At 32.8% G+C, this 20,329-nt stretch carries 19 protein-coding genes, 1 pseudogene and 1 riboswitch; of the genes and pseudogenes, 7 read left to right on the forward strand and 13 right to left on the reverse strand.

Annotation, left to right across the window (positions count from 1 at the left end; translation table 11 throughout):
• Window positions 1-126: 126 nt before the first annotated feature.
• Together C7J90_RS09010 and C7J90_RS09015 are read right to left on the reverse strand one after the other, a co-directional pair.
• Entirely contained in the window at window positions 127-1,503 is a 1,377-nt protein-coding gene (locus C7J90_RS09010; RefSeq protein WP_103208908.1) for a RecQ family ATP-dependent DNA helicase, read from the reverse strand.
• On the reverse strand, window positions 1,493-2,443 hold the full coding sequence (locus C7J90_RS09015; protein WP_103208907.1) for a helix-turn-helix domain-containing protein: 951 nt from the start codon (window positions 2,441-2,443) through the stop codon (window positions 1,493-1,495). Before C7J90_RS09015 ends, C7J90_RS09010 begins: the two co-directional genes overlap by 11 nt.
• Before the next feature lie 104 nt (window positions 2,444-2,547).
• Here C7J90_RS09015 and C7J90_RS09020 point away from each other — a divergent pair, with 104 nt between their 5' ends.
• Window positions 2,548-2,796 carry a ferredoxin gene (locus C7J90_RS09020; protein WP_014613875.1) on the forward strand — a complete coding sequence of 83 codons (249 nt, stop codon included), beginning with the start codon at window positions 2,548-2,550 and terminating at the stop codon, window positions 2,794-2,796.
• Between the two features lie 845 nt (window positions 2,797-3,641).
• A pseudogene (gene tnpA, locus C7J90_RS09025) lies at window positions 3,642-3,887 on the forward strand (IS200/IS605 family transposase); the annotation flags it as partial.
• Window positions 3,888-3,928: 41 nt separating this feature from the next.
• Here the strand turns inward: tnpA and C7J90_RS09030 are convergent.
• The 6 genes from C7J90_RS09030 to C7J90_RS09055 form a co-directional block, all read right to left on the reverse strand.
• The gene (locus tag C7J90_RS09030; protein ID WP_103210159.1) at window positions 3,929-4,477 is read right to left on the reverse strand and encodes an ECF transporter S component; all 549 of its coding nucleotides are present in this window, start codon (window positions 4,475-4,477) and stop codon (window positions 3,929-3,931) included.
• Window positions 4,478-4,541: 64 nt separating this feature from the next.
• Window positions 4,542-4,677, reverse strand: a riboswitch (FMN riboswitch).
• Between the two features lie 151 nt (window positions 4,678-4,828).
• Entirely contained in the window at window positions 4,829-6,577 is a 1,749-nt protein-coding gene (locus tag C7J90_RS09035) for a sensor histidine kinase (protein WP_103210161.1), read from the reverse strand.
• Entirely contained in the window at window positions 6,564-7,286 is a 723-nt protein-coding gene (locus tag C7J90_RS09040) for a response regulator (RefSeq protein ID WP_103210258.1), read from the reverse strand. The genes C7J90_RS09035 and C7J90_RS09040 overlap by 14 nt, the downstream gene beginning before the upstream one ends.
• Window positions 7,287-7,409: 123 nt before the next feature.
• Window positions 7,410-8,150: a pseudouridine synthase gene (locus tag C7J90_RS09045; protein ID WP_103210163.1), complete on the reverse strand. Its 741-nt coding sequence runs from the start codon at window positions 8,148-8,150 to the stop codon at window positions 7,410-7,412.
• Window positions 8,147-8,692: an SMC-Scp complex subunit ScpB gene (gene scpB, locus C7J90_RS09050; protein WP_103210165.1), complete on the reverse strand. Its 546-nt coding sequence runs from the start codon at window positions 8,690-8,692 to the stop codon at window positions 8,147-8,149. The genes C7J90_RS09045 and scpB overlap by 4 nt, the downstream gene beginning before the upstream one ends.
• Window positions 8,673-9,410, reverse strand: coding sequence for a segregation and condensation protein A (locus C7J90_RS09055; protein ID WP_103210167.1), 738 nt, complete (start codon window positions 9,408-9,410; stop codon window positions 8,673-8,675). The genes scpB and C7J90_RS09055 overlap by 20 nt, the downstream gene beginning before the upstream one ends.
• 86 nt (window positions 9,411-9,496) lie before the next feature.
• On the opposite strand from C7J90_RS09055, the gene C7J90_RS09060 reads away from it, so the two are divergent.
• On the forward strand, window positions 9,497-10,018 hold the full coding sequence (locus C7J90_RS09060) for a DUF309 domain-containing protein (protein ID WP_338141214.1): 522 nt from the start codon (window positions 9,497-9,499) through the stop codon (window positions 10,016-10,018).
• 207 nt (window positions 10,019-10,225) lie between these two features.
• On the opposite strand, the gene xerD is transcribed toward C7J90_RS09060, so the two are convergent.
• The 3 genes from xerD to C7J90_RS09075 form a co-directional block, all read right to left on the reverse strand.
• A complete protein-coding gene (gene xerD / locus C7J90_RS09065) occupies window positions 10,226-11,113 on the reverse strand; it encodes a site-specific tyrosine recombinase XerD (RefSeq protein ID WP_103210171.1) in 888 nt (295 codons plus the stop codon).
• A 41-nt stretch (window positions 11,114-11,154) separates the two neighbouring features.
• A complete protein-coding gene (gene fur / locus C7J90_RS09070) occupies window positions 11,155-11,604 on the reverse strand; it encodes a ferric iron uptake transcriptional regulator (protein ID WP_103210173.1) in 450 nt (149 codons plus the stop codon).
• A gap of 104 nt (window positions 11,605-11,708) precedes the next feature.
• Window positions 11,709-12,251: an NUDIX hydrolase gene (locus C7J90_RS09075; RefSeq protein ID WP_103210175.1), complete on the reverse strand. Its 543-nt coding sequence runs from the start codon at window positions 12,249-12,251 to the stop codon at window positions 11,709-11,711.
• Between the two features lie 81 nt (window positions 12,252-12,332).
• Here C7J90_RS09075 and C7J90_RS09080 point away from each other — a divergent pair, with 81 nt between their 5' ends.
• Window positions 12,333-13,241 carry an aldo/keto reductase gene (locus tag C7J90_RS09080; RefSeq protein WP_103210177.1) on the forward strand — a complete coding sequence of 303 codons (909 nt, stop codon included), beginning with the start codon at window positions 12,333-12,335 and terminating at the stop codon, window positions 13,239-13,241.
• A 270-nt stretch (window positions 13,242-13,511) separates the two neighbouring features.
• Window positions 13,512-14,333: a pyrroline-5-carboxylate reductase gene (gene proC, locus C7J90_RS09085; protein WP_103210179.1), complete on the forward strand. Its 822-nt coding sequence runs from the start codon at window positions 13,512-13,514 to the stop codon at window positions 14,331-14,333.
• A gap of 106 nt (window positions 14,334-14,439) precedes the next feature.
• Here the strand turns inward: proC and rnz are convergent, their stop codons facing one another.
• Window positions 14,440-15,357: a ribonuclease Z gene (gene rnz, locus C7J90_RS09090; RefSeq protein WP_103210181.1), complete on the reverse strand. Its 918-nt coding sequence runs from the start codon at window positions 15,355-15,357 to the stop codon at window positions 14,440-14,442.
• A 165-nt stretch (window positions 15,358-15,522) separates the two neighbouring features.
• Here rnz and zwf point away from each other — a divergent pair, with 165 nt between their 5' ends.
• Both zwf and C7J90_RS09100 read left to right on the forward strand, forming a co-directional pair.
• Window positions 15,523-17,007: a glucose-6-phosphate dehydrogenase gene (gene zwf, locus C7J90_RS09095; protein WP_103210183.1), complete on the forward strand. Its 1,485-nt coding sequence runs from the start codon at window positions 15,523-15,525 to the stop codon at window positions 17,005-17,007.
• 165 nt (window positions 17,008-17,172) lie between these two features.
• Window positions 17,173-18,030 (forward strand): effector binding domain-containing protein, encoded by an 858-nt coding sequence (locus tag C7J90_RS09100; protein ID WP_103210185.1) that lies wholly within the window; start codon window positions 17,173-17,175, stop codon window positions 18,028-18,030.
• Between the two features lie 862 nt (window positions 18,031-18,892).
• Here the strand turns inward: C7J90_RS09100 and gndA are convergent.
• Window positions 18,893-20,296: an NADP-dependent phosphogluconate dehydrogenase gene (gene gndA, locus C7J90_RS09105; protein WP_103210186.1), complete on the reverse strand. Its 1,404-nt coding sequence runs from the start codon at window positions 20,294-20,296 to the stop codon at window positions 18,893-18,895.
• Between the last annotated feature and the right edge of the window lie 33 nt (window positions 20,297-20,329).

A 20,329-nucleotide genomic window follows, 5' to 3' on the forward strand; every position in this document is an offset into this window, starting at 1 on the left:
AATCCATATTATCTTTTGAACACCATTAAAATATAAGTTGAATGATACTAAAGATTACCCGTTTATATTAACTGATATACATTAATTATAGCTTGTTTAAAAAGCACGTGTAAAGTTAACTGGCACCTATTCGAATAAACTTGCTAATTTTTCTTTATAGTCCATTTGTCGTTTGACTTTCTTTCTATTTTTAATAGTAAGAACATCGATTGCTTCACAACTGTCACAACATTGGGATGCTGTTTTGGGAGTCGTTTTAAAATAATGAAGGAGTGTCGCTCTTCTGCATTGTTTTGTTAGCACAAAGTTCATCATATATTGATAGGCTTTAGTTCTTAATTGTAGATGATTGTCAAATAGTGTCTTAAGTTGATCTAAAGAGAAAACATGTTTTAATTCTTCTATAATGACTTGTTTGTCTTGATTCAATAAAATCCCTTCTTGAAATAATTGGACATCTGAAGGAGTGACTAAGTTGCCAGTTGCTAGTGTTTCCATTAAAAAACGATCATCAGGTTGAAACAAGGCAATAGCCTGACTTTGCTTATTATCTCTACCTGCTCTTCCTATTTCTTGAATATAACTCGAAGGATTTGATGGTAAGTGAAAATGTATAATCGTGCGTACATCAGGTTTATTGATTCCCATACCAAATGCACTTGTAGCCACTACAATAGGGATTTCATTAGCTAAAAATTGCTGTTGTACAGTATTGCGTTCTTGATAAGAAAGGTCGGCATGATAAATCCCGGTTAAAAAACCAGAAGCGTATATCTTTTCTGCTAAATCTAAGCATACTTTCTTAGAAGAAACATAGACTATAGTTGGACCGGAAAATTCTATGAGAGACAGTAATCGTGCAACTTTATCATCATAACTCGAAAGCTGTTGAACTGAAAATGATATATTAGGTCTATCCATTGATAATTCAATCATTTTAAAAGTTTGATTTGTCACTTTTTCAAGATCATCTTTTAAATTAACAGTTGCCGTTGCCGTAAGTGCTAAAATAGGTGTAGCTTTAAAATAGTTCGTAATTTCACCAATGCGAATATAATGAGGTCTAAAGTCGAATCCCCATTCGGAAAGGCAATGAACTTCATCAAGAACAATGAGCCCGAATTGAATTGATTTTATTTTTTTAAAATTTTGAGGTAATAGGATAAACTCAGGGCTAACAAATATAAAGCGGGCTGAAGAAATGTTACGAAATGCACTTCGCCTTTCAGAACCATCTAAACCTGAATGGATAGCGACAACTTGATGTTCTCCATGCATACGCATTTGCATAACCTGATCATCCATTAAAGAAATAAGTGGAGATATAATCAGCGTTGGCTTTTGATTAATATATGTTGGGAGTTGGTAACATAAACTTTTCCCACTACCTGTAGGTAAAATACCTAGTGTATTTTGATGAGCCACTATAGAGTTTATGACATCTTCTTGGCCTGGCTTGAATTCATCAAATCCGAAAAAATGCTTTAAATCATCAACTAACATAAATAACTCCTTTCGATATTCCTATAATAGTGAGTTTAATTTCAAAGTAAGACATCGTGTCAAACACAGATTTATAGTGTTTTAATTTTTGGTATGGATATTTTTGATAATATTTTATGAATTCATTGTGAAACGGTGTTAGAAATAATGTGTAATCACTTAGATACCCTTTTATATAAAGGTCTAGTATATGGTCTTCAATTGTATTTGTCGTTACTTTTAACTTGCTAGCAATATCGTTTAGAGTTAACTCTTGTCGAAAATATCGATAAGTATTAAACACGGTTTGAGATACGTATGGATAAACTAAGCATTTGGATAAATATGGAAAGTGTTGCGAATTCTGAATAAGTTCATAGAGGTTTAATAAGTCAATATAGTAGTATACATTTAAAGTATCTTCGTCAAGTTGGTGTATTGCGCCAACTTGTGTAAAAGTGTACATTGATTCCTGATAACCGGATAAAAAATAATGTACCACACTTAAAGGTTGTTTCTCAGATAATGACTCAAATAAAAGGTATATCTCATTTTCAACATCCTGAAAAGCATTTTGACTTTTAATTTGATGATATAAATGTTTAACCGTCTTATGAATTGTTATATTCGATGTTATAGGTAGAAACATAGACTGATGATGTTTGCGATTTGAGAGTGTTTGAATAAGCAATTGCAAAGTGATAAACGTATTTTGCAATTCGTGATAAGTCGTTACGTTACTTGTAGGTATTTTAACATCACTTGTATGAGCTGTAGCAACGATATCTTTGTAATGTTCAAAACGAAGATGATTGGCACAGCTAAATAAAGTGAGCAAATTAAGAGATACAGCGTCAAAAAATGTTTGATGAGATTTTTTTCCTGTGATAATATTATATATGCTTTTTTCTGTTTTATAGTTGATAGCTTGTTGGTGTACATATTTGATTAAATTATTCATAGATACTCCTATTCTTTAAAATGAATATATTGAAAAAAGATGTATACATAACTACAATGAAATTATAATGTTAGTAAGGTACTTTGAAAAGGGAGGCGAAAAAATTGGCTAAATATACAATCGTTGATATGGATACTTGTATTGCATGTGGTGCATGTGGTGCGGCGGCGCCAGATATTTATGACTACGATGATGAAGGTATCGCATATGTTATTCTCGATGATAATCAAGGTACAACGCCTGTACCAGAAGAATTATATGAAGATTTAGAAGATGCGTTTGAAGGTTGCCCTACTGACTCTATTAAAGTCGAAGAAGAGTCATTTGATGGAGACGCTCTTAAATTTGAATAATTTTCAAATTAAAATAGTTCATTTAATAATCTAGTACAGATTGATATAGATCTTTTCAAAATATATGTAAAGCAAATAGTCTTGAAAAGTAAAGCATATAATGAGAAAGGTTGGGATAGAGTTTGACCGCCGTTTATCGGTTTCTTAGAAGGGAAAGCTGCTATGTCCTAACCTTTAATTTAGGAAGTAGAAACCATTAAGTTCACATACATCATGATAAGTTCTTTTTTTAATTATTTTGAATACAGACTATTACTAACGTTACAACATAGTATAGCACATAGAGATAGAAGAAGACCTGGGATATGAATATGTCTTAGAACCCAAAACAAGAAGATTTTCATAATAAAAAATGAAAATCTTCTTGTTTTAATTTTATATAGAAATGACTGGCTCTTAAGTTAGTATTTTTAGGGTATTAATTGGCTTAAATATAATTTTCATTTTGGTATTGATTTTTTATGTCCTGTGGGGTCATTTGACTGAGACCAATTATAAGCAAAAGTTTTATTTTTTAAAGAATATGATTATTTATATAAAAAGCAGAAGAATTTTTTAAATGATTTTCCTCTACTTTTCTTTAGGAGTAGGTTAATGTCCAAGCCCCTTACATCTTTATGTTTCGATTATTAATAAAATTCTTTTTCTTTAACATAATCATAGTTCATGATTGAATCATCTCTACGCTATTATTAATGACTTCAGTCAGTTGAGCACGTAAAACGTGCGAAACAATAAACCACCTGCTATGCGGGTGGGCAACAAAAGTTATACTAAAAAAATCCCTGCATAGCGTTATAATTAAGGTGTTCAAGCCAAATTAATAACGAAAGTAGGGATTTGTTATGGCTAATAAAGCCAAGAGTTTAGCACATACAAAATGGATGTGTAAATACCATATTGTATTTACTCCAAAGTATAGAAGAAAAATCATATACAATCAATACAGACCATCAATTATTGAAATGATAAAGTTATTGTGCAAATACAAAGGTGTGGAGATTATAGAAGGACATATGATGCCAGATCATGTACATCTATTAGTGAGCATCCCACCCGTTTTATGGGTGGTCCTGATTTTGGGATTTATATGCAGCTTTTTTGGTATGTTTCTATAATTAATTATATATTTTTAACGCTTTAATATTTTCGATAAACGATTGAAAAGTAAAACAAATACAATCGAAACGATCACACCTTTTATGATATTAAAAGGAATAATACCAGCAGTGATAATGACTTTTAAGTTATGAGCGATATCAGACAAATTCATTATCGCTCCATATAAAGGTAGTAAAATAAAATAATTTAAGATACTTAAAACAATAGTCATTACAATAATACCTACTGATAATCCAATGATTAGAGCACGTGTAGATTTTCGTTTTAAATAAATCCAATAACTTGTTAAAAGTAAGCTACTACCGGCGATAAAGTTTGCGACTGGGCCAATAGGGTCGCTCATATTAAAGAAGAAATTCAGTAGATTCTTAATTAATTCAACTAACAGTCCTGCGACAGGTCCGAAAGTAAAGGTTGCAATGAGTGCTGGAACATCACTCAAATCGATTGTAAGATATGGTGGTAAAAATGGTAATGGGAATTTAATAAACATTAAAATAAACGATATAGCACTTAACATGCCCACTACTATTAACTTTTGTGTTTGCTTTTGTTTCATTATACATCCTCCTAATCATTCATCTTACTAGAATTGGAGGAATAAAAAAGCAACACAAATAAACCTCCATCTTCTCCCTTCCAGACTATACTGTCGGCTCTAGATTCTCACTAGATCAGCCAAAAAATACAAGAATATTTTTTGGGTCGCAGGCTTTTTTCACTGCCGGTTGGGAATTACACCCGACCCCGAAGATGAATCATATGATTTAATAGCACTATAATACAGAAATATCCTTTGTAATACAATTGTTATGCAACGTAAAATCTAATTTGAACGGAGGAAAAGTAGCCCTCTAAAAAAATTATTTAAAGGATTTATCTCCTACAAGTTAGAAACGAAAAAGGATGCTTAATCCATATTGATTGGCTTTGGCAATTTAATAATAAATGTTGTCCCTTCATTTATTTGACTTTCAACATCCAAATACCCACCATGTGCCTCGACAATCATTCTTGATATAAATAGACCTAGACCGGTTCCTTGTTTCCCTCTTTTTCGCGATGCATCTACCTTATAAAAGCGTTCAAAAACTGATTCTAAATGCTCTTTTGCGATACCTACACCGGTATCTTTAACTTCTAAAATGTGATAATGAGTATCTTCTTTAGCTATAATAGAAATTTCATCTCCACTTTGTGTATAGCGAGTGGCATTATCTACTAAATTTGTTAAAACTTGCTCCATTTTATCAAAATCAAAATACCAATCGTGTGCAGCTACTCCATCAAGCTGAAAATGAAGTTTTAAATTGTATTCATGGGACTGTTGTCGATACTTTAATGCCATCTTTTGAATTAAGTTATTGATGGGTTGTAATTCTTTAGTTATATTGATTCCCTCAGCATCCATTTTAGCTACATTTAATAACTCATTGACGAGGCGATTTAATCGCTTTGATTCATCTAAAACGATGAGCAGGGATTCGTTAATTTCATTAGGTTCTGTGACTATACCGTCAACAATTGATTCGGTATAGCCTTGAAGTAAGGCAATAGGTGTACGTAATTCATGAGAAACATTGGCGATAAAATCCTTTTTGATTTGCTCAATTTGATGTTCATTGGTCATATCCCTTATGACTACAACTAAGCCACTATTACCGTTATTTTCTATTTTTTCAATATAAGTCATAATCACAACAAAAAATTGCTTGTTGATTTCAAATTCTTGGTATTCAGTAGTCTTGTTATTAAATGTCTGATCAATTTGAGAATCAAATGCTAATTTATCATCTTTTGTCATTTTTAATAGCATTTGATGTGCTAAATCATTGGATAAAATGATTTCTCTTTTATGATTGATGCCAAGAACACCTTCAACCATTGAATTAATCAAAGTGTCTCGCACATTTTTGGATGTCGTTAATGCACTAATGTGACTCTGAATACGCCGGCTCATTTTATTAAATGTCATGGCCAACTCACCTATTTCGTCTTTAGTATAAATAGGCACCCTTTTCACATAATGACCTTGCGCAACTTCTTTAGCTTGTGTTTTGAGCTGACGAAGTGGTTTAGTGATTCGTGTAGACAAAAAGAAAGCAAAGATAGTTGTAATCGCTAAGAACACAATAGCAGTAATTAGGATAATTATTGTCACAAAATTATTAGTATCATCAATGCTATTTAAATCTTGATAAATAAAAACTGCAGATGGCTCACCTTGAATTGCTTTTGAAGGATAGCCTAATAAAACATATGTATGTTGTTGTCCCTCATACTTTAAAGTGACATGTTTAAGTTTAGGCTTATTTTGATCAAAAACAGAGCGGTACTCTTTATTATTGTTGATTTCATGAAGCATTTTACGTTTTAAAGCGTCCTTTTTTATGTCATTTGCTTTATCAGGCAAAATGATAAGGCCTATATTACTTTCGAGTAGTGTTTCGCTATTTTTAATAGCAAGTGCTCTATCATCACTATGTTCGATGACTTTGGTAATGTTTTCTGCATTTTCGTATAAAGATTTTTCAGTGACTTGTGTGAAATAATATTGTATAAACGTAATAAGTGCTGCACTAAGTAAAATTAAAACTGTCGTTACTATTAAAATAATAGTTAACCACAGTTTCACAACAACATTATTAAGACGTTTCATTGTTAGATTGTACCTCAAATTTATACCCTACGCCCCAAACAGTTTGAATCATCTTAGCAGCTTCAGATGAAACACGGTTTAACTTTTCACGAAGGCGCTTGACATGAGTATCTACAGTTCTTAAATCACCATAGAATTCGTAATGCCAAACTTCTTTAAGTAATTGCTCACGATCAAAAACTTTATTGGGCGTTTTTGCTAAAAATATAAGGAGTTCATATTCTTTTGGTGTTAAATTTACTACTTTATCTTCAGCTAAAACTTTATGTGCATCATTATCAATTGTTAAGTGCTGAAACTCAATAACATCACGTGTATGAGGTTCATTCTGCTCTGAAACTGAGGACTGTGTGCGTCGTAATAATGCTTTAACACGCAAGACAACTTCTCGAGGTGAAAAAGGTTTAACTATATAATCATCTGCACCAGATTCAAAACCTTCTACACGATTGTTCTCCTCGCCTTTAGCAGTAAGCATAACAATAGGCGTATCTTTTGCTTCGCGAATGCGTACGGCAACTTCAATACCATCAATTTCAGGTAACATTAAATCTAGAAGTATACAACCATAGTCATTTTTAAGTGCGAGATCTAGAGCTTCACGACCATCACTAGCCTCAACTATCTCATATCCTTCTCTTTCTAAATATAATTTTAGCAGCTTCCTAATACGATGTTCATCATCTACGACTAAAATTCTATTAGTCATCATGATCTACCTCCCACACATGGTGACATATTATTTAACAACTTACATTATAACATATAGTCATTTCATCAAGATAATAAAACCCAAAATTCTAAACGATTATCTATATCACTGAAGCAATTATTAAATTTCTCCCTTTTGAGCTAATTGACGTAAAGTTTTGACTTCATGCGGTGATAAAACCCGTCCTTCGCCAGCACCTAACCCTTTTAAATCCAACGGGCCAAATGAAGTTCTTGTGAGCTTTTGAACTTTAAAGCCAAAATATTCAAACATTCGACGTACTTGACGATTACGCCCTTCAGTAATCGTCATTTCAACTAACGAACTATTTTTCTCTTTATTTTGCTTTTTTAATTTCACTTTCGCTGGTTGCGTTATACCGTCTTCAAGTTGAATTCCTCTTTCAAGTTCTTTAATTTGTTCCCTTAGAATATAACCTTCTATTTTAGCGACGTACGTTTTTGAGATTTTGTATTTAGGATGGGTCATAAGGTTAGTAAACTCACCATCATTTGTTAAGAGTAATACACCCGATGTATCATAATCTAAGCGTCCTACTGGAAAAATACGCGTTTCTAAATCGTCGAAGTAATCTGTAACCACCTTTCGTCCACGGTCATCAGAAACACTTGTAATGACTTGAGTCGGTTTATAAAATAAAATATAAAGTTTATCCTCTAGTTCTAACGGTACATCGTCGACACTTACTTGATCAGACGGGCGTACTTTAGTACCCAGTTCAGTCACTATAACATTATTAACTTTAACGCGCCCTTCTTGAATTAATGTTTCTGCTTTTCGTCGCGATGTATAGCCACTTTTGGCAATACGCTTTTGTAATCTTTCTAATTCGTTTGTCATTCAAATTCTCCTTTTTGGTTTACAAGATTATTAAAGAAACTTTCAATTTCTTCTTCATCCTCATCAGTAGTCGGTAATGCTTCGAGATTTGGGATTCCGAAAACATTTAAAAACAAGTCTGTAGTATAAAGTTGTTGCGCACGTAATTCGGCTGTTGATTTTGTTTCAATTAAGCCTTTCGCTATTAATGTTTTAACAGGGCCATCCGAGCTAATGCCACGAATTAATTCGATTTCGCTTCTACTAATGGGTTGATTATACGCAATAATCGCTAATACTTCCATTGCGGCTTGAGATAATTTAGTTTTCCCCTTATTGACGATTAAAGCTTCAATGTATGGTTCTAATTCTTTTTTAGTCGTTAACATATAGACTTGTCCAAATTGATGGATATCCAGACCTGGTAACTGAATTGTATTCAATGCAGTTTCAAGCTCTTTTTGATTAATATTTAACGTTTCTAAAAGTTGCTTTTCATCGATGCCATTTTCACCCACTGTATATAAAATCGCAGCAAGTGCTTCAACTATGTTTGTTGACATAATTAACTCCTTTACTGATTTCAATATTTTGAAATGCTTGGATTTGTCTAATTTGAATAAAACCCGATTTTGCCATATCTAACAGTGCTAAAAAATGTGTCACAACATGTTCGGTTGACTCATTAAAATGAAATAAATCAAAAAAAGTTATCGCGTCTGAACATTCGAGTTGCTTATATATATATTGAGTCGATTGTTGGATCGTATATGTTTCTTTTTTGATATTAACTGTTGTGGGTTTTTTTAAAGCAACCCGTGTCTTAAGTTTTTGATAAGCAATGATTAAGTCAGTTAAATCTAATGAGACATCATCAGACAAATTTTCATTTTTTTCATAATGTGACAAATCAGATTGTGGCTTCGTATATATTTTATCACGCTCTTGTTGCTTTTCTTTAAGCATTAACACATAAGATTTGTAGTTTTGATATTCAATCAATTTTTCAACTAATTCTTCACGCGGATCCTCTTCTAATAATTCGTCTTGATTACTATTAGGTAATAGCATTTTACTCTTAATCATTAACAATTCAGAAGCAGTTAATAAATATTCGCTAGCAATATTAATTTCAAGTTGTTTCATTGCATGAACATACTGCATGTACTGTTGTGTCAATTCTTTCATGGGTATATCATAAATATCAATTTCAAATTCATTAATAAGATGTAATAATAAATCTAGAGGGCCGTTAAACGCATCGAGTTTAACTTCATACATTTTACAATTCCTCATTTCTATTTGAGTGAGATGCATAATATCAAAAAGTATTATAGCATGTTTTAAAGAAGCATAAAATTTTTGGAGTGATTTATTTGGAAAAAGATTTGGTGGAATTTTACTATCATTTTCATAATGAGCAACATTATTTTCTTTGCCATGATATATTAGAAGAGGCTTGGAAAAGTGAGCCGAAATTTACAAAAAGAGATCCTATCGTGAGTCTGATTCTGTTAGCAACTGGATGCTATCATTACAGAAGAGAGAACTACAAAGGGGCAAAGCGGTCATTCCAAAAAGCGTTGAATATAGTATTAGTGTGTAGTTCGGCACAAATAAGTATGTTAGGAATTATTGGTGAAGACTATGTGGAGACACTTAAGGGGCTTATCTTTAAAAGCGAACATTTATATCCATTTACACCCGTCGCAATTCCTTTGACACCCATTATGATTACAAACATTAAAAGGTATTATCCTGATTATCGTATAACACCATACGTTGTTGAGTCTAATATCATTAAAAATCATCACATTTATCGTGATCGCACAGAAGTCATAAAAGCTCGTGCAATTGCGATGAATCAACGCAAAAAGAAACGTGAATGAGATTAAGGCATAGTGTGTTATATAACAATGAACAAATGTGCTACAAATGTTAGCTTTTTAACCGATAGATTCTATTCATTAAATACATGAGGGTTTAAAAAGCATTGTGTATTTACTTATATATAAGAACCACTAACTCATAAAAAGAAAAGTGGTTCTTTAGTTTTGTTAGATAGTATATGTGGCCAAAACACAATTAAATGTGAATTAAGCACGTGGGTGAAATTGTTGATAAATTTTTCTGATTTGAGCACTGGAAACGTGTGTATATAACTGAGTTGTCGAAATGTCAGAGTGACCTAACATCTCTTGAACTGCTCTTAAATCTGCACCATTTTCTAACAAGTGCGTTGCAAAGGAGTGCCTTAATGTATGAGGTGTTAGGCTTTTGTAAATACCTGCTTTTAAACCAGTCTGCTTAATGATTTTCCACACACCTTGTCTGGATAGCGGATTGCCATGCACGTTAAGTAATAGTGTATGAGTCACATTTTTTTTAAGGAGTTTTGGGCGAATATTTTGCATATAGTACTCTAAATATTCAATTACCGTTTCGCCAAGAGGTACGATGCGCTCTTTTTTACCTTTACCAAAAACTTTCACAAAGCCCATCATTAAATTAATATCTTCAACTTCAATATGAATCAGTTCACTAACGCGCATTCCTGTTGCGTATAATAGCTCTAACATCGTCCTGTCTCTATATCCATTTAATTTATCGAGTTGAGGTGTTTCTAATAAACGCGTGACTTCATCGACAGTTAAAATATCTGGTAATTTTCGCTCATACTTTGGTGTTTCAATCAGTACTGTTGGATCATGTTTTGAGTATTTTTCTCTAAGTGCAAATTGATGAAAGCTACGAACTGTTGATGTAAAACGTGCGATCGATTTAGACGAACGCCCTTCATCATGCAACACACCAAACCATAATTGTATCGTATCGCGATCCACAAAATCTAAATGTGTTATTTTTTGAGATTCAAGATAATTAAAATAATGATTCAAATCTCTTCGGTATGCCGCAATTGTGTTCTGGGATAACCTTTTTTCAATTTGAATAAACCTTAAATATTCTTCTAGCGTTTCTTTCATAATACAGTCCTCGGTTCTTCAAAAAATGCATACAGATATCTTTAATTTTTACTCTTTTGTTGACAGTCTTTACATACACCATGAAATGTCAAACGATGGTCAAGTATTTTAAAATTAAATTCATTTTCTACGCGTTCTTCAACTTTTGGCAGTAAATCTTCTTCAATTTCGTCAACTCTACCACACTCCATGCAGACTAGATGATGATGAAAGTGTTCAGATCCTTCTTTACGCAAGTCAAATCTTGACACACCATCGCCAAAACTAACCTTATCAACGACTTTAAGTTCTGCTAACAATTCGAGTGTACGATAAACAGTTGCAAGGCCGATTTCAGGTGCTTTTTCTTTTACTTTGAGGTACACGTCTTCGGCACTCAAATGATCAGCCTCATTTTCAATTAATACGCGTACAGTTGCTTCACGTTGTGGCGTAAGCTTATAAGACGATTGTTGTAATTGTTGCTTCACGCGATTTAAACGTTCTTCCACGGAAGCTTCACTCCCTACTTTAGTTTATAATCATTATCATTTAAAATCATTTATGGTTAATAAAATACCAGTAATTGAGAAAAAAAGCAACTTTAATCCGTTCTTTAATTAGAATGATTATAATTTGATAAGAGGTATTGAAAAGCAATCAATGTTTTAGCGTCATTGATTTCATTGTTTTGAACTGCATATTTGACTTCTTCCATAGAATATAGTACTTTTTCAACAAATTCATCTTCGTCTAAATGAGCTTCTCCTTTGTGTAAATTTTGTGCAAAATATATTGTGATTTTCTCATTTGAAAATCCAGGTGTGCCATAAACTTCACCAATTACAGTGAGTTTATCAGTCTTATAACCAGTCTCTTCCTCGAGTTCTCGTTTTGCAGCATCTTCACGGTTTTCGCCTATTTCCAATTTGCCAGCTGGAATTTCCAATAATACTTCATCCATTGGTTTACGGTATTGTTTGACCAGAATAACTTGGTGCTCAGGTGTAACTGCACAAACGGCTACAGCGCCATTATGTTTAACTACTTCCCTATAAGATGTTTTCTGATTAGGTAAAAGGACTTTGTGACGCTCAACATTTATAATTTTTCCTTCATAAATCATTTCTTTAGATAACGTTTTTTCTTCAAATTTCATCTTAAAGATACTCCTTTTCATTTGTGTAACGACTTTGCTAATATTACGATATAACTAAATTTTATCGGAAGGTGTTATAACATGCAAAAAAACACATTGAAAAGTGGAATACAAATTTCTGAGTTAGGTTTAGGTTGTATGAGCTTAGGAACTGATTTCAAAAAAGCTGAAGCTATTATTCACACAGCTTTAGAAAATGGCATTACTTACTTTGATACAGCTGATATTTATGATAAAGGTGTTAACGAGGAAATTGTAGGAAAAGCATTAAAGCCGTTTCAACAACGTAACGACTTAATTATTGGTACAAAAGTAGGTAATCATTTGAAAAGTAATGGTGACATGTTTTGGGATCCTTCAAAAAAATATATAAAAGAAAATGTTAAATCATCACTGAAGCGATTAGGTTTGGATCAATTAGATCTCTATATGTTACATGGTGGGACTATCGATGACCCATTAGATGAAACAATTAGTGCATTTGATGAATTGAAACAAGAAGGACTTATTAAATCTTATGGTTTATCTTCTATAAGACCTAATGTTATTCGTTATTATTTAAAACATAGTCAAATTGAAACGATCATGTCTCAATTCAATCTTATTGATAATCGACCTGAAATGTTACTCGAAGAAATCAATCAGCATGAAGTTAAAGTATTAGCGCGTGGTCCGTTATTTAAAGGGCTGTTAACTCAAAAAAGCGAAAAAGTTTTATCACAAAAATTTGAAGACGGTATATTTGATTACGACTATGATGAATTAAAAGATACTATATTAGAACTACGAGAAAAAGATGCTCATTTATCTGCCCTGACATTTGGCTATTTAAAAAGGTTTAATGCATTAGGCTCAGTTATTGTTGGTGCTAGTGATGTCAATCAATTAAAAGAAAATATAACTCACTTTAATCAGGGTGTGGACGCGCATGCAATTGATGCCGCTAGAAAGATTGTTAAAACACTTAAATATACGCAACATTTAGATTAGAATACCGTATTAGGGCAATAAATATATTTAACAGCTTTATCAGATTTAAATTAGGGTATTATAATACTTAGATAAAGAAATTGTTATGTCGCCTATTGAATATTATTATAATGACTAAAAGATTTTGGGACATTTTGATTTACCCTCTTACAGATAAGTGCTGTTTGAGATGGAGATATTTTGACAATGTAGTACGACTATAATCATTGAGACTCAAATGCATCGTCCCGAATCAGATTCAAAGACTAATAATTAGGAAGTGAATAGTTTATGAAAATTGTTTTTTATGGTGCTGGAAATATGGCGCACGCAATCTTTACGGGTATCGTCAATTCAAATATTTTACCTGCTGAAAATATATATTTAACCAATCGGTCTAATGAAGAAGCGTTAAAATCATATAGCGACGCTCTAGGTGTTCAATATAGCTATGATGATGAACAACTTCTAAAAGATGCAGATTATGTCTTTTTAGGATCAAAACCGCATGATTTTGATCAAATTGCTGAACGTATTCGTAAACATACTGATTCAAATCAAAAATTCATTTCAATCATGGCAGGATTGCCTATTACTTATATACGTGAAAAGTTGACAGTAGACAATCCTATTGCACGAATTATGCCTAATACAAATGCTCATGTAGGTCATTCTGTGACAGGTGTGAGTTTTTCAAGCAACTTTGGACCCAAGTCAAAAGATGAAGTATTAGAAGTGATTAATGCTTTTGGTTCAGCAATTGAAGTTCAAGAAGACCATCTACATCAAGTGACCGCAATTACAGGAAGCGGCCCGGCATTTTTATATCATGTTTTTGAAAAATATGTCTTAGCAGGTACTAAGTTAGGTCTTGAAAAATCACAAGTAGAAGAATCCATTCAAGAATTAATTATAGGGACTAGTAAAATGATTGAACGCTCTGATTTAAGTATGGAACAGCTTAGAAAAAATATAACTTCTAAAGGTGGCACGACTCAAGCAGGACTTAATGCATTGTCTGAATACGATATTGAAGGCATATTTGAAGATTGTTTGAAGGCGGCAGTGACTCGTAGTATTGAATTGTCTTCTCAAGATGAAAACGAATCATAAAAAGTACAATTTAATAAAGACACATACTCTCCCTTCATAGTAAACATTGAAAAGATGCAAACTTTGGAGGGAGTTTTGAGTATGAATCAGTTTTTGTGATGTTTCATTAAAAGGTGTAATAATCAAAATCTGCTACAAATTGAAATGAAGGTGGATTTTTATGCAATAATTGTTTGAATAACAATTGAACATCATCTTTTGTATAGCGATTACTAATATGTGTTAATAGGCCATGCTTCACTTTTGCTTTTTCCAAAAGTTTTAAAACATCATCTATATGGCTGTGGTAATAGTTATTCGCTAGTGTTTTATCTCCTTCTAAAAATGTAGCTTCATGAACTACAACGTCAGCATTTTGCGCTAATATCAGTTCGTTTTTACATGGTTTCGTATCTCCAAATATAGCAACTGTAGGTCCTATTTGATGAGGTCCTTTAAAATCATTTGCGTTATAAGTGATACCATTATGTTCAAATGTTTGACTTTCTTTAATTTGTTGATATTTAGGCCCTGGTTCAATTCCGATGTCTTGAAGTTTTTTTACGTTTAATTTACCAGGTGTTATAGGTGATTCTACACGGTAACCATAACTAGGAATGCCATGATTTAAAGGTAATACTTTAATTTTGAATTGATTGATTTCTAATTCTAATTCATCTATTATTTCTATAATTTCAATAGGATATGTGAGATGGGCATATGACAATGCAAGTGTAGATTCAACGTATGATTTGATTCCTTTAGGTCCGATAATTGTAAGTGGTTTTGCATCGCCACCTTGAAATGATCGGCTAGTTAATACTCCTGGCAAACCATAAATATGATCGCCATGCATATGTGTGATAAAAATATGACTCACTTTTCCTAATTTAATAGAATGATGTAATATTTGATGCTGAGTAGCCTCGCCTACATCAAAAAGCCAAATGTCAGTAGAATAAGGTTCGAGTTTTAAAGCTATTGATTGGGTGTGTCGCTCTTTTGTAGGCAAGCCAGCACTTGTACCGAAAAAAGTTATTTCCATCTCTAAACCTCCTTAGCGATAATATTATCATAAATTAATAAAAAACATGCATGACATTCATTTTTAAAGTAGATTCATATCATTTTAAAGCAGAATATATGACCAAATTCATATAAATGATTTATAATGATGAAAGATATTAAATAAGAATTGAGGTTTTGAATCTTGAATAAGACACATAATCACATTCCAGCGCTTATCACTATATTTGGTGCAACTGGTGATTTAAGTCACCGTAAACTATTTCCGTCATTGTTTCATTTGTATCAACAAGATCATTTGAATGAACAAATAGCTATTATTGGTATTGGTAGACGTCAACTTTCAAATGATGACTTCAGAGCGCAAGTTAAAAAGTCTATACAAGCGCACGTCCAAGATACAAAACATTTAGATAAGTTTTTGCAACATGTTTTCTATCAACCCCATGATGTAAATGATGAAGCAAGCTATAAGAAATTGCTTAAACTAAGTGAATCTCTCGACGAAGAATTTTCTCTCGGTGGTAATCGCCTGTTCTATTTAGCGATGGCACCTCAATTTTTCGGTATTGTGACAGATTATTTAAAATCATCGGGTCTAACCCAAACAAGTGGCTTTAAACGTTTAGTGATTGAAAAGCCTTTTGGAAGTGACCTCGCTTCAGCAGAATTATTAAATGAGCAAATTAGACGATCTTTTAAAGAAGAAGAAATTTTTAGAATCGATCACTATTTAGGAAAAGATATGGTTCAAAATATCGAAGTGTTGCGATTTAGTAATGCTATGTTTGAACCTTTATGGAATAATAAGTATATTTCTAACATTCAAGTGACGTCATCAGAAATTTTAGGTGTAGAAGATCGTGGTGGTTATTATGAATCAAGCGGCGCATTAAAAGATATGGTTCAAAATCATATGCTTCAAATGGTTGCTTTACTTGCTATGGAACCACCAATTAGTCTCGAAAGTGATGATATACGTTCTGAAAAAGTAAAAGTATTAAAATCACTACAAGTACTTGAGCCAGAAGAAGTTCAAAATCATTTTGTGAGAGGGCAATATGATGAAGGTACAATTAACGGACAAACTGTTAAAGCATACCGTAATGAAGATAAAGTATCATCGACTTCTGTAACGCCGACATTTGTGTCTGGAAAAGTTTTAATCAATAATTTTAGATGGGCTGGTGTCCCGTTCTACATTCGTACTGGAAAAAGAATGAAGCGAAAATCAATTCAAGTTGTTGTGGAATTTAAAGAAGTACCTATGAATCTTTATTATGAAAAAGATAAACATTTAGATTCTAATTTATTGGTTATTAATATACAACCTAATGAAGGTGTATCTATCCATTTAAATGGTAAAAAATATGTACAAGGCATTGAAACAGAACCTGTTCAATTATCGTACTCAATGAGTGCTCAAGATAAAATGAACACAGTAGATGCCTATGAAAACTTATTATTTGATTGTTTAAAAGGTGATGCAACAAACTTTACACATTGGGAAGAATTAAAGGCAACATGGAAATTTGTAGATGCTATTCAGGAGCAGTGGGATAAATTTGATCCAGAATTTCCGAATTATGAATCTGGTACAAATGGCCCATTAGAAAGCAATTTATTATTAAGTCGTGATGGATTTAAGTGGTGGGACGATATACAGTAATACCCGTTTTGGAATGCTCATCTGTTATAAATGTCATTGTTTATGAAAATTTTGCTAAGTTACCGATATCTAGTGTAACTTAGCGCTTTTTTGTTTTATAATATATACTTAGATACTTTATTACAGTTACTAACTAAGCATAGTAATTTTAGGAGTGACACAAATTTGGACGTTATCAAAAAAGTACAACAATCAATCGTATATATTGAAGATCATCTTTTAGATACTTTTGATTTTCAAACATTATGTGATTACGTTGAAATCTCTCCCTATCATTTAGAACAATCCTTTACAATGATTTTGGGATTAACCCCAAAACAATATTGGCATGCACGCCGAATGACACTAGCAGCTTACGATTTGATGCATGGCAATAGACGATTGATTGATTTAGCCAAAAAATATCGTTATTCAAATGCGAATGAATTTGCGCATGATTTTAGTAAACACCATGATGTTTCCCCTATTCAAGCTAAAATTAAACAAGACCAACTTAAATTACAAGATAGATTATATTTAAAATTAACAACTACGACTTCTGAACCATATATGTATCGCTTAGAAAATATCGGAAATATCCCTTTAGTTGGTGTATCTCGTTTCATACCTGCAGATGAACTTGACAATCACTTCATTATTCCAGACTTTCTAGAAGATTTAAAAATGAATGGATTACTAGAGGATATGATTCAATATAATGATCGCGGCCCCCATGCACTGTATGCGATTAGCTGTCCACTTGATCATGGATTAGAAGTTTATATTGGTGTCCCGAGTGAACGGTACCCCTCTCATTTAGAAGAGCGATTTTTAGATGAGCGACAATATGCTGTCTTTAATTTACAAGGTGAGATAGATTATGCAACAAATGAAGCATGGCATTACATAGAAACATGTTTACAGATGACGTTACCATTTGAACACAATAGTTTATATATCGAAATTTACCCTTTTAATATATCCTTTGATGATCCTTTTACCAAAATACAATTATGTGTTCCCGTTTCAATTGATACTAATTAAAAAATACCTTGGGTTTAGACTGTCGACAAAGTCTCTGAACTTGTGGCAGTCTTTTTTGGTTCTATAGTAAATCGGACTGGTGTATAAATAATTTCATTTATTTGATTGTTCCATAAAGCCTCGCTTTTCTAGGCGCCTCACCTCAACTCATTTTAAGATTGAACTTACCCAATCTTAAAATGGTTTTTCGGTTACGGCAAGATGCCTCAGAAATCTCGGCTTAGGGATCAATCAAATTTGTTATATTTATTCACACCCCTAAGTTATAAAGTATGTTTTACCAACTCAATTTTACTGATTTATGTTGTATTAAAAGAGGCATTAATGTTCAAGACTTTATGATCACACAACGAAAAAGGCGTTAAGCAATCCATTATTGCATAACTTCTTAATTTAATGCGACCAGTTCAATTTGACTGAGAGCCTCTTTTTTTGCTTGAATATGAAAAGTGATATGGGTGGATGTGTAAGAAAATATCTAGAGGATCACGTCCGAAAAACATTGAATCATTACATCTTAATGCGTATTAGATTATTCCTTATATCATACGTTATGTACATTCAGGCTAGGACATAAATATCTCGAAGTTTTCTTATAATGAGATGATTCATTCAATGATACGAAAGTGTCTTTTTTAAAGTATTTTAACGTAAAATTACATGTATAACGTCGTATTGTTGGAGAGACGCCTGAGGTAATAGGATGAGCTGAGCGTCGAGACCAAGGCTCGACCCATCCCCCTAGGAAATGCGAGCCAAACAATACGAATGATTGATAAGAGAAAAGCGTAGAGGTGATTCAATCATGAACCATCTCTACGCTATATTTTTTTGGGATTGATGTCCCATACACCTAGGAAACTTACTCAGTCCATTGTGTGTGGAATGTGCCCTCTTTATCTTTACGTTCATATGTGTGTGCGCCAAAATAATCACGTTGTGCTTGGATAAGGTTGGCTGGTAAATCATGTGATCGATAACTATCATAGTAGTTGATACTTGCAGCAAAACCTGGGATAGCAATTCCATTTTGGACACCTTCAGATACAACTTCACGTAATGATGATTGATACTCTGTGACAATTGATTTAAAGTAATCATCTAATAATAAATTTTGTAACGATGCATCTTTATCATAAGCATCTTTTATTTTTTGTAAAAATTGTGCACGAATGATACAACCTTCACGCCAAATCATTGCTAGTTCTCCTAGTTGGAGGTTCCAATTGTTAACTGCACTCGCTGATTTCATCTGATCAAAACCTTGAGCGTATGAACAGATTTTGCTCATATATAAAGCGCGTCTAATCTTTTCTAAGAATGCATCTTTATCACCATTAAATTCGGATTGAGGTCCAATTAAAGATTTTGAAGCAATCATACGTTGCTCTTTTAAGGATGAAATAAAACGAGCGAATACGGATTCAGTAATGATTGTTAAAGGTGCCCCTAATTCAAGTGCATTGATTGAAGTCCACTTACCAGTTCCTTTTTGACCAGCTTTGTCCATAATTTTTTCAACTAATGGTTCGCCTTCTTCATCGAGTTTTGTGAAAATGTCTCCCGTAATTTCAATTAAATAGCTTTCAAGTTCGCCAGCATTCCAATTTTTGAATGTTTTTGCAATTTCTTCATGAGACATTTTTAGCAGATTTTTCATCATGTTGTAGCTCTCTGCAATCAGTTGCATATCTGCATATTCAATACCATTATGCACCATTTTAACATAGTGACCCGCACCATCTGGTCCAATATATGTTACGCAAGGTTTTCCATCTTTTGCCTTAGCGGAAATAGCTTCAAAAATATCGGCCACTTTTTCATATGCTTCTTTTTGACCGCCTGGCATCATCGAAGGGCCAGTTAATGCTCCAACTTCTCCCCCTGAAACACCAGTCCCTATAAAGTTAATACCACTTTGAGCTAAAGCTTTATTACGTCGAATAGTATCTTGGTAGTTTGTATTACCACCATCGATTAAAATGTCATCATCATCTAATAATGGTAATAAAGCATCTATCGTTTTATCAGTTGCTTCACCAGCTTTTACCATTAATAAAATTTTACGAGGTTTTTCTAAAGAATTTACGAATTCTTCTACTGAATATGTGGGTACTATATTTTTACCTTCAGATTCTTTTACCATCGTGTCTGTTTTTTCTGATGATCGATTATATACAGAAACACTATATCCACGTGATTCGATATTCCATGCTAAGTTTTTGCCCATTACAGCTAAACCTACTACACCGATTTGTTGTGTCATTTTACTTACCTCTCTTATTATAAATTACGGCTA

Origin of the sequence: Staphylococcus felis (assembly GCF_003012915.1) — a bacterium.
Lineage (GTDB): Bacteria > Bacillota > Bacilli > Staphylococcales > Staphylococcaceae > Staphylococcus > Staphylococcus felis.

Excerpts from the sequence above, each read along its gene's own strand:
- C7J90_RS09010 (WP_103208908.1), bottom strand. The coding sequence starts at position 1,503 with ATGTTAGTTGATGATTTAAAGCATTTTTTCGGATTTGATGAATTCAAG.
- C7J90_RS09015 (WP_103208907.1), bottom strand. The coding sequence starts at position 2,443 with ATGAATAATTTAATCAAATATGTACACCAACAAGCTATCAACTATAAA.
- C7J90_RS09030 (WP_103210159.1), bottom strand. The coding sequence starts at position 4,477 with ATGAAACAAAAGCAAACACAAAAGTTAATAGTAGTGGGCATGTTAAGT.
- C7J90_RS09035 (WP_103210161.1), bottom strand. The coding sequence starts at position 6,577 with ATGAAACGTCTTAATAATGTTGTTGTGAAACTGTGGTTAACTATTATT.
- C7J90_RS09040 (WP_103210258.1), bottom strand. The coding sequence starts at position 7,286 with ATGACTAATAGAATTTTAGTCGTAGATGATGAACATCGTATTAGGAAG.
- C7J90_RS09045 (WP_103210163.1), bottom strand. The coding sequence starts at position 8,150 with ATGACAAACGAATTAGAAAGATTACAAAAGCGTATTGCCAAAAGTGGC.
- scpB (WP_103210165.1), bottom strand. The coding sequence starts at position 8,692 with ATGTCAACAAACATAGTTGAAGCACTTGCTGCGATTTTATATACAGTG.
- C7J90_RS09055 (WP_103210167.1), bottom strand. The coding sequence starts at position 9,410 with ATGTATGAAGTTAAACTCGATGCGTTTAACGGCCCTCTAGATTTATTA.
- xerD (WP_103210171.1), bottom strand. The coding sequence starts at position 11,113 with ATGAAAGAAACGCTAGAAGAATATTTAAGGTTTATTCAAATTGAAAAA.
- C7J90_RS09075 (WP_103210175.1), bottom strand. The coding sequence starts at position 12,251 with ATGAAATTTGAAGAAAAAACGTTATCTAAAGAAATGATTTATGAAGGA.
- C7J90_RS09080 (WP_103210177.1), top strand. The coding sequence starts at position 12,333 with ATGCAAAAAAACACATTGAAAAGTGGAATACAAATTTCTGAGTTAGGT.
- proC (WP_103210179.1), top strand. The coding sequence starts at position 13,512 with ATGAAAATTGTTTTTTATGGTGCTGGAAATATGGCGCACGCAATCTTT.
- rnz (WP_103210181.1), bottom strand. The coding sequence starts at position 15,357 with ATGGAAATAACTTTTTTCGGTACAAGTGCTGGCTTGCCTACAAAAGAG.
- gndA (WP_103210186.1), bottom strand. The coding sequence starts at position 20,296 with ATGACACAACAAATCGGTGTAGTAGGTTTAGCTGTAATGGGCAAAAAC.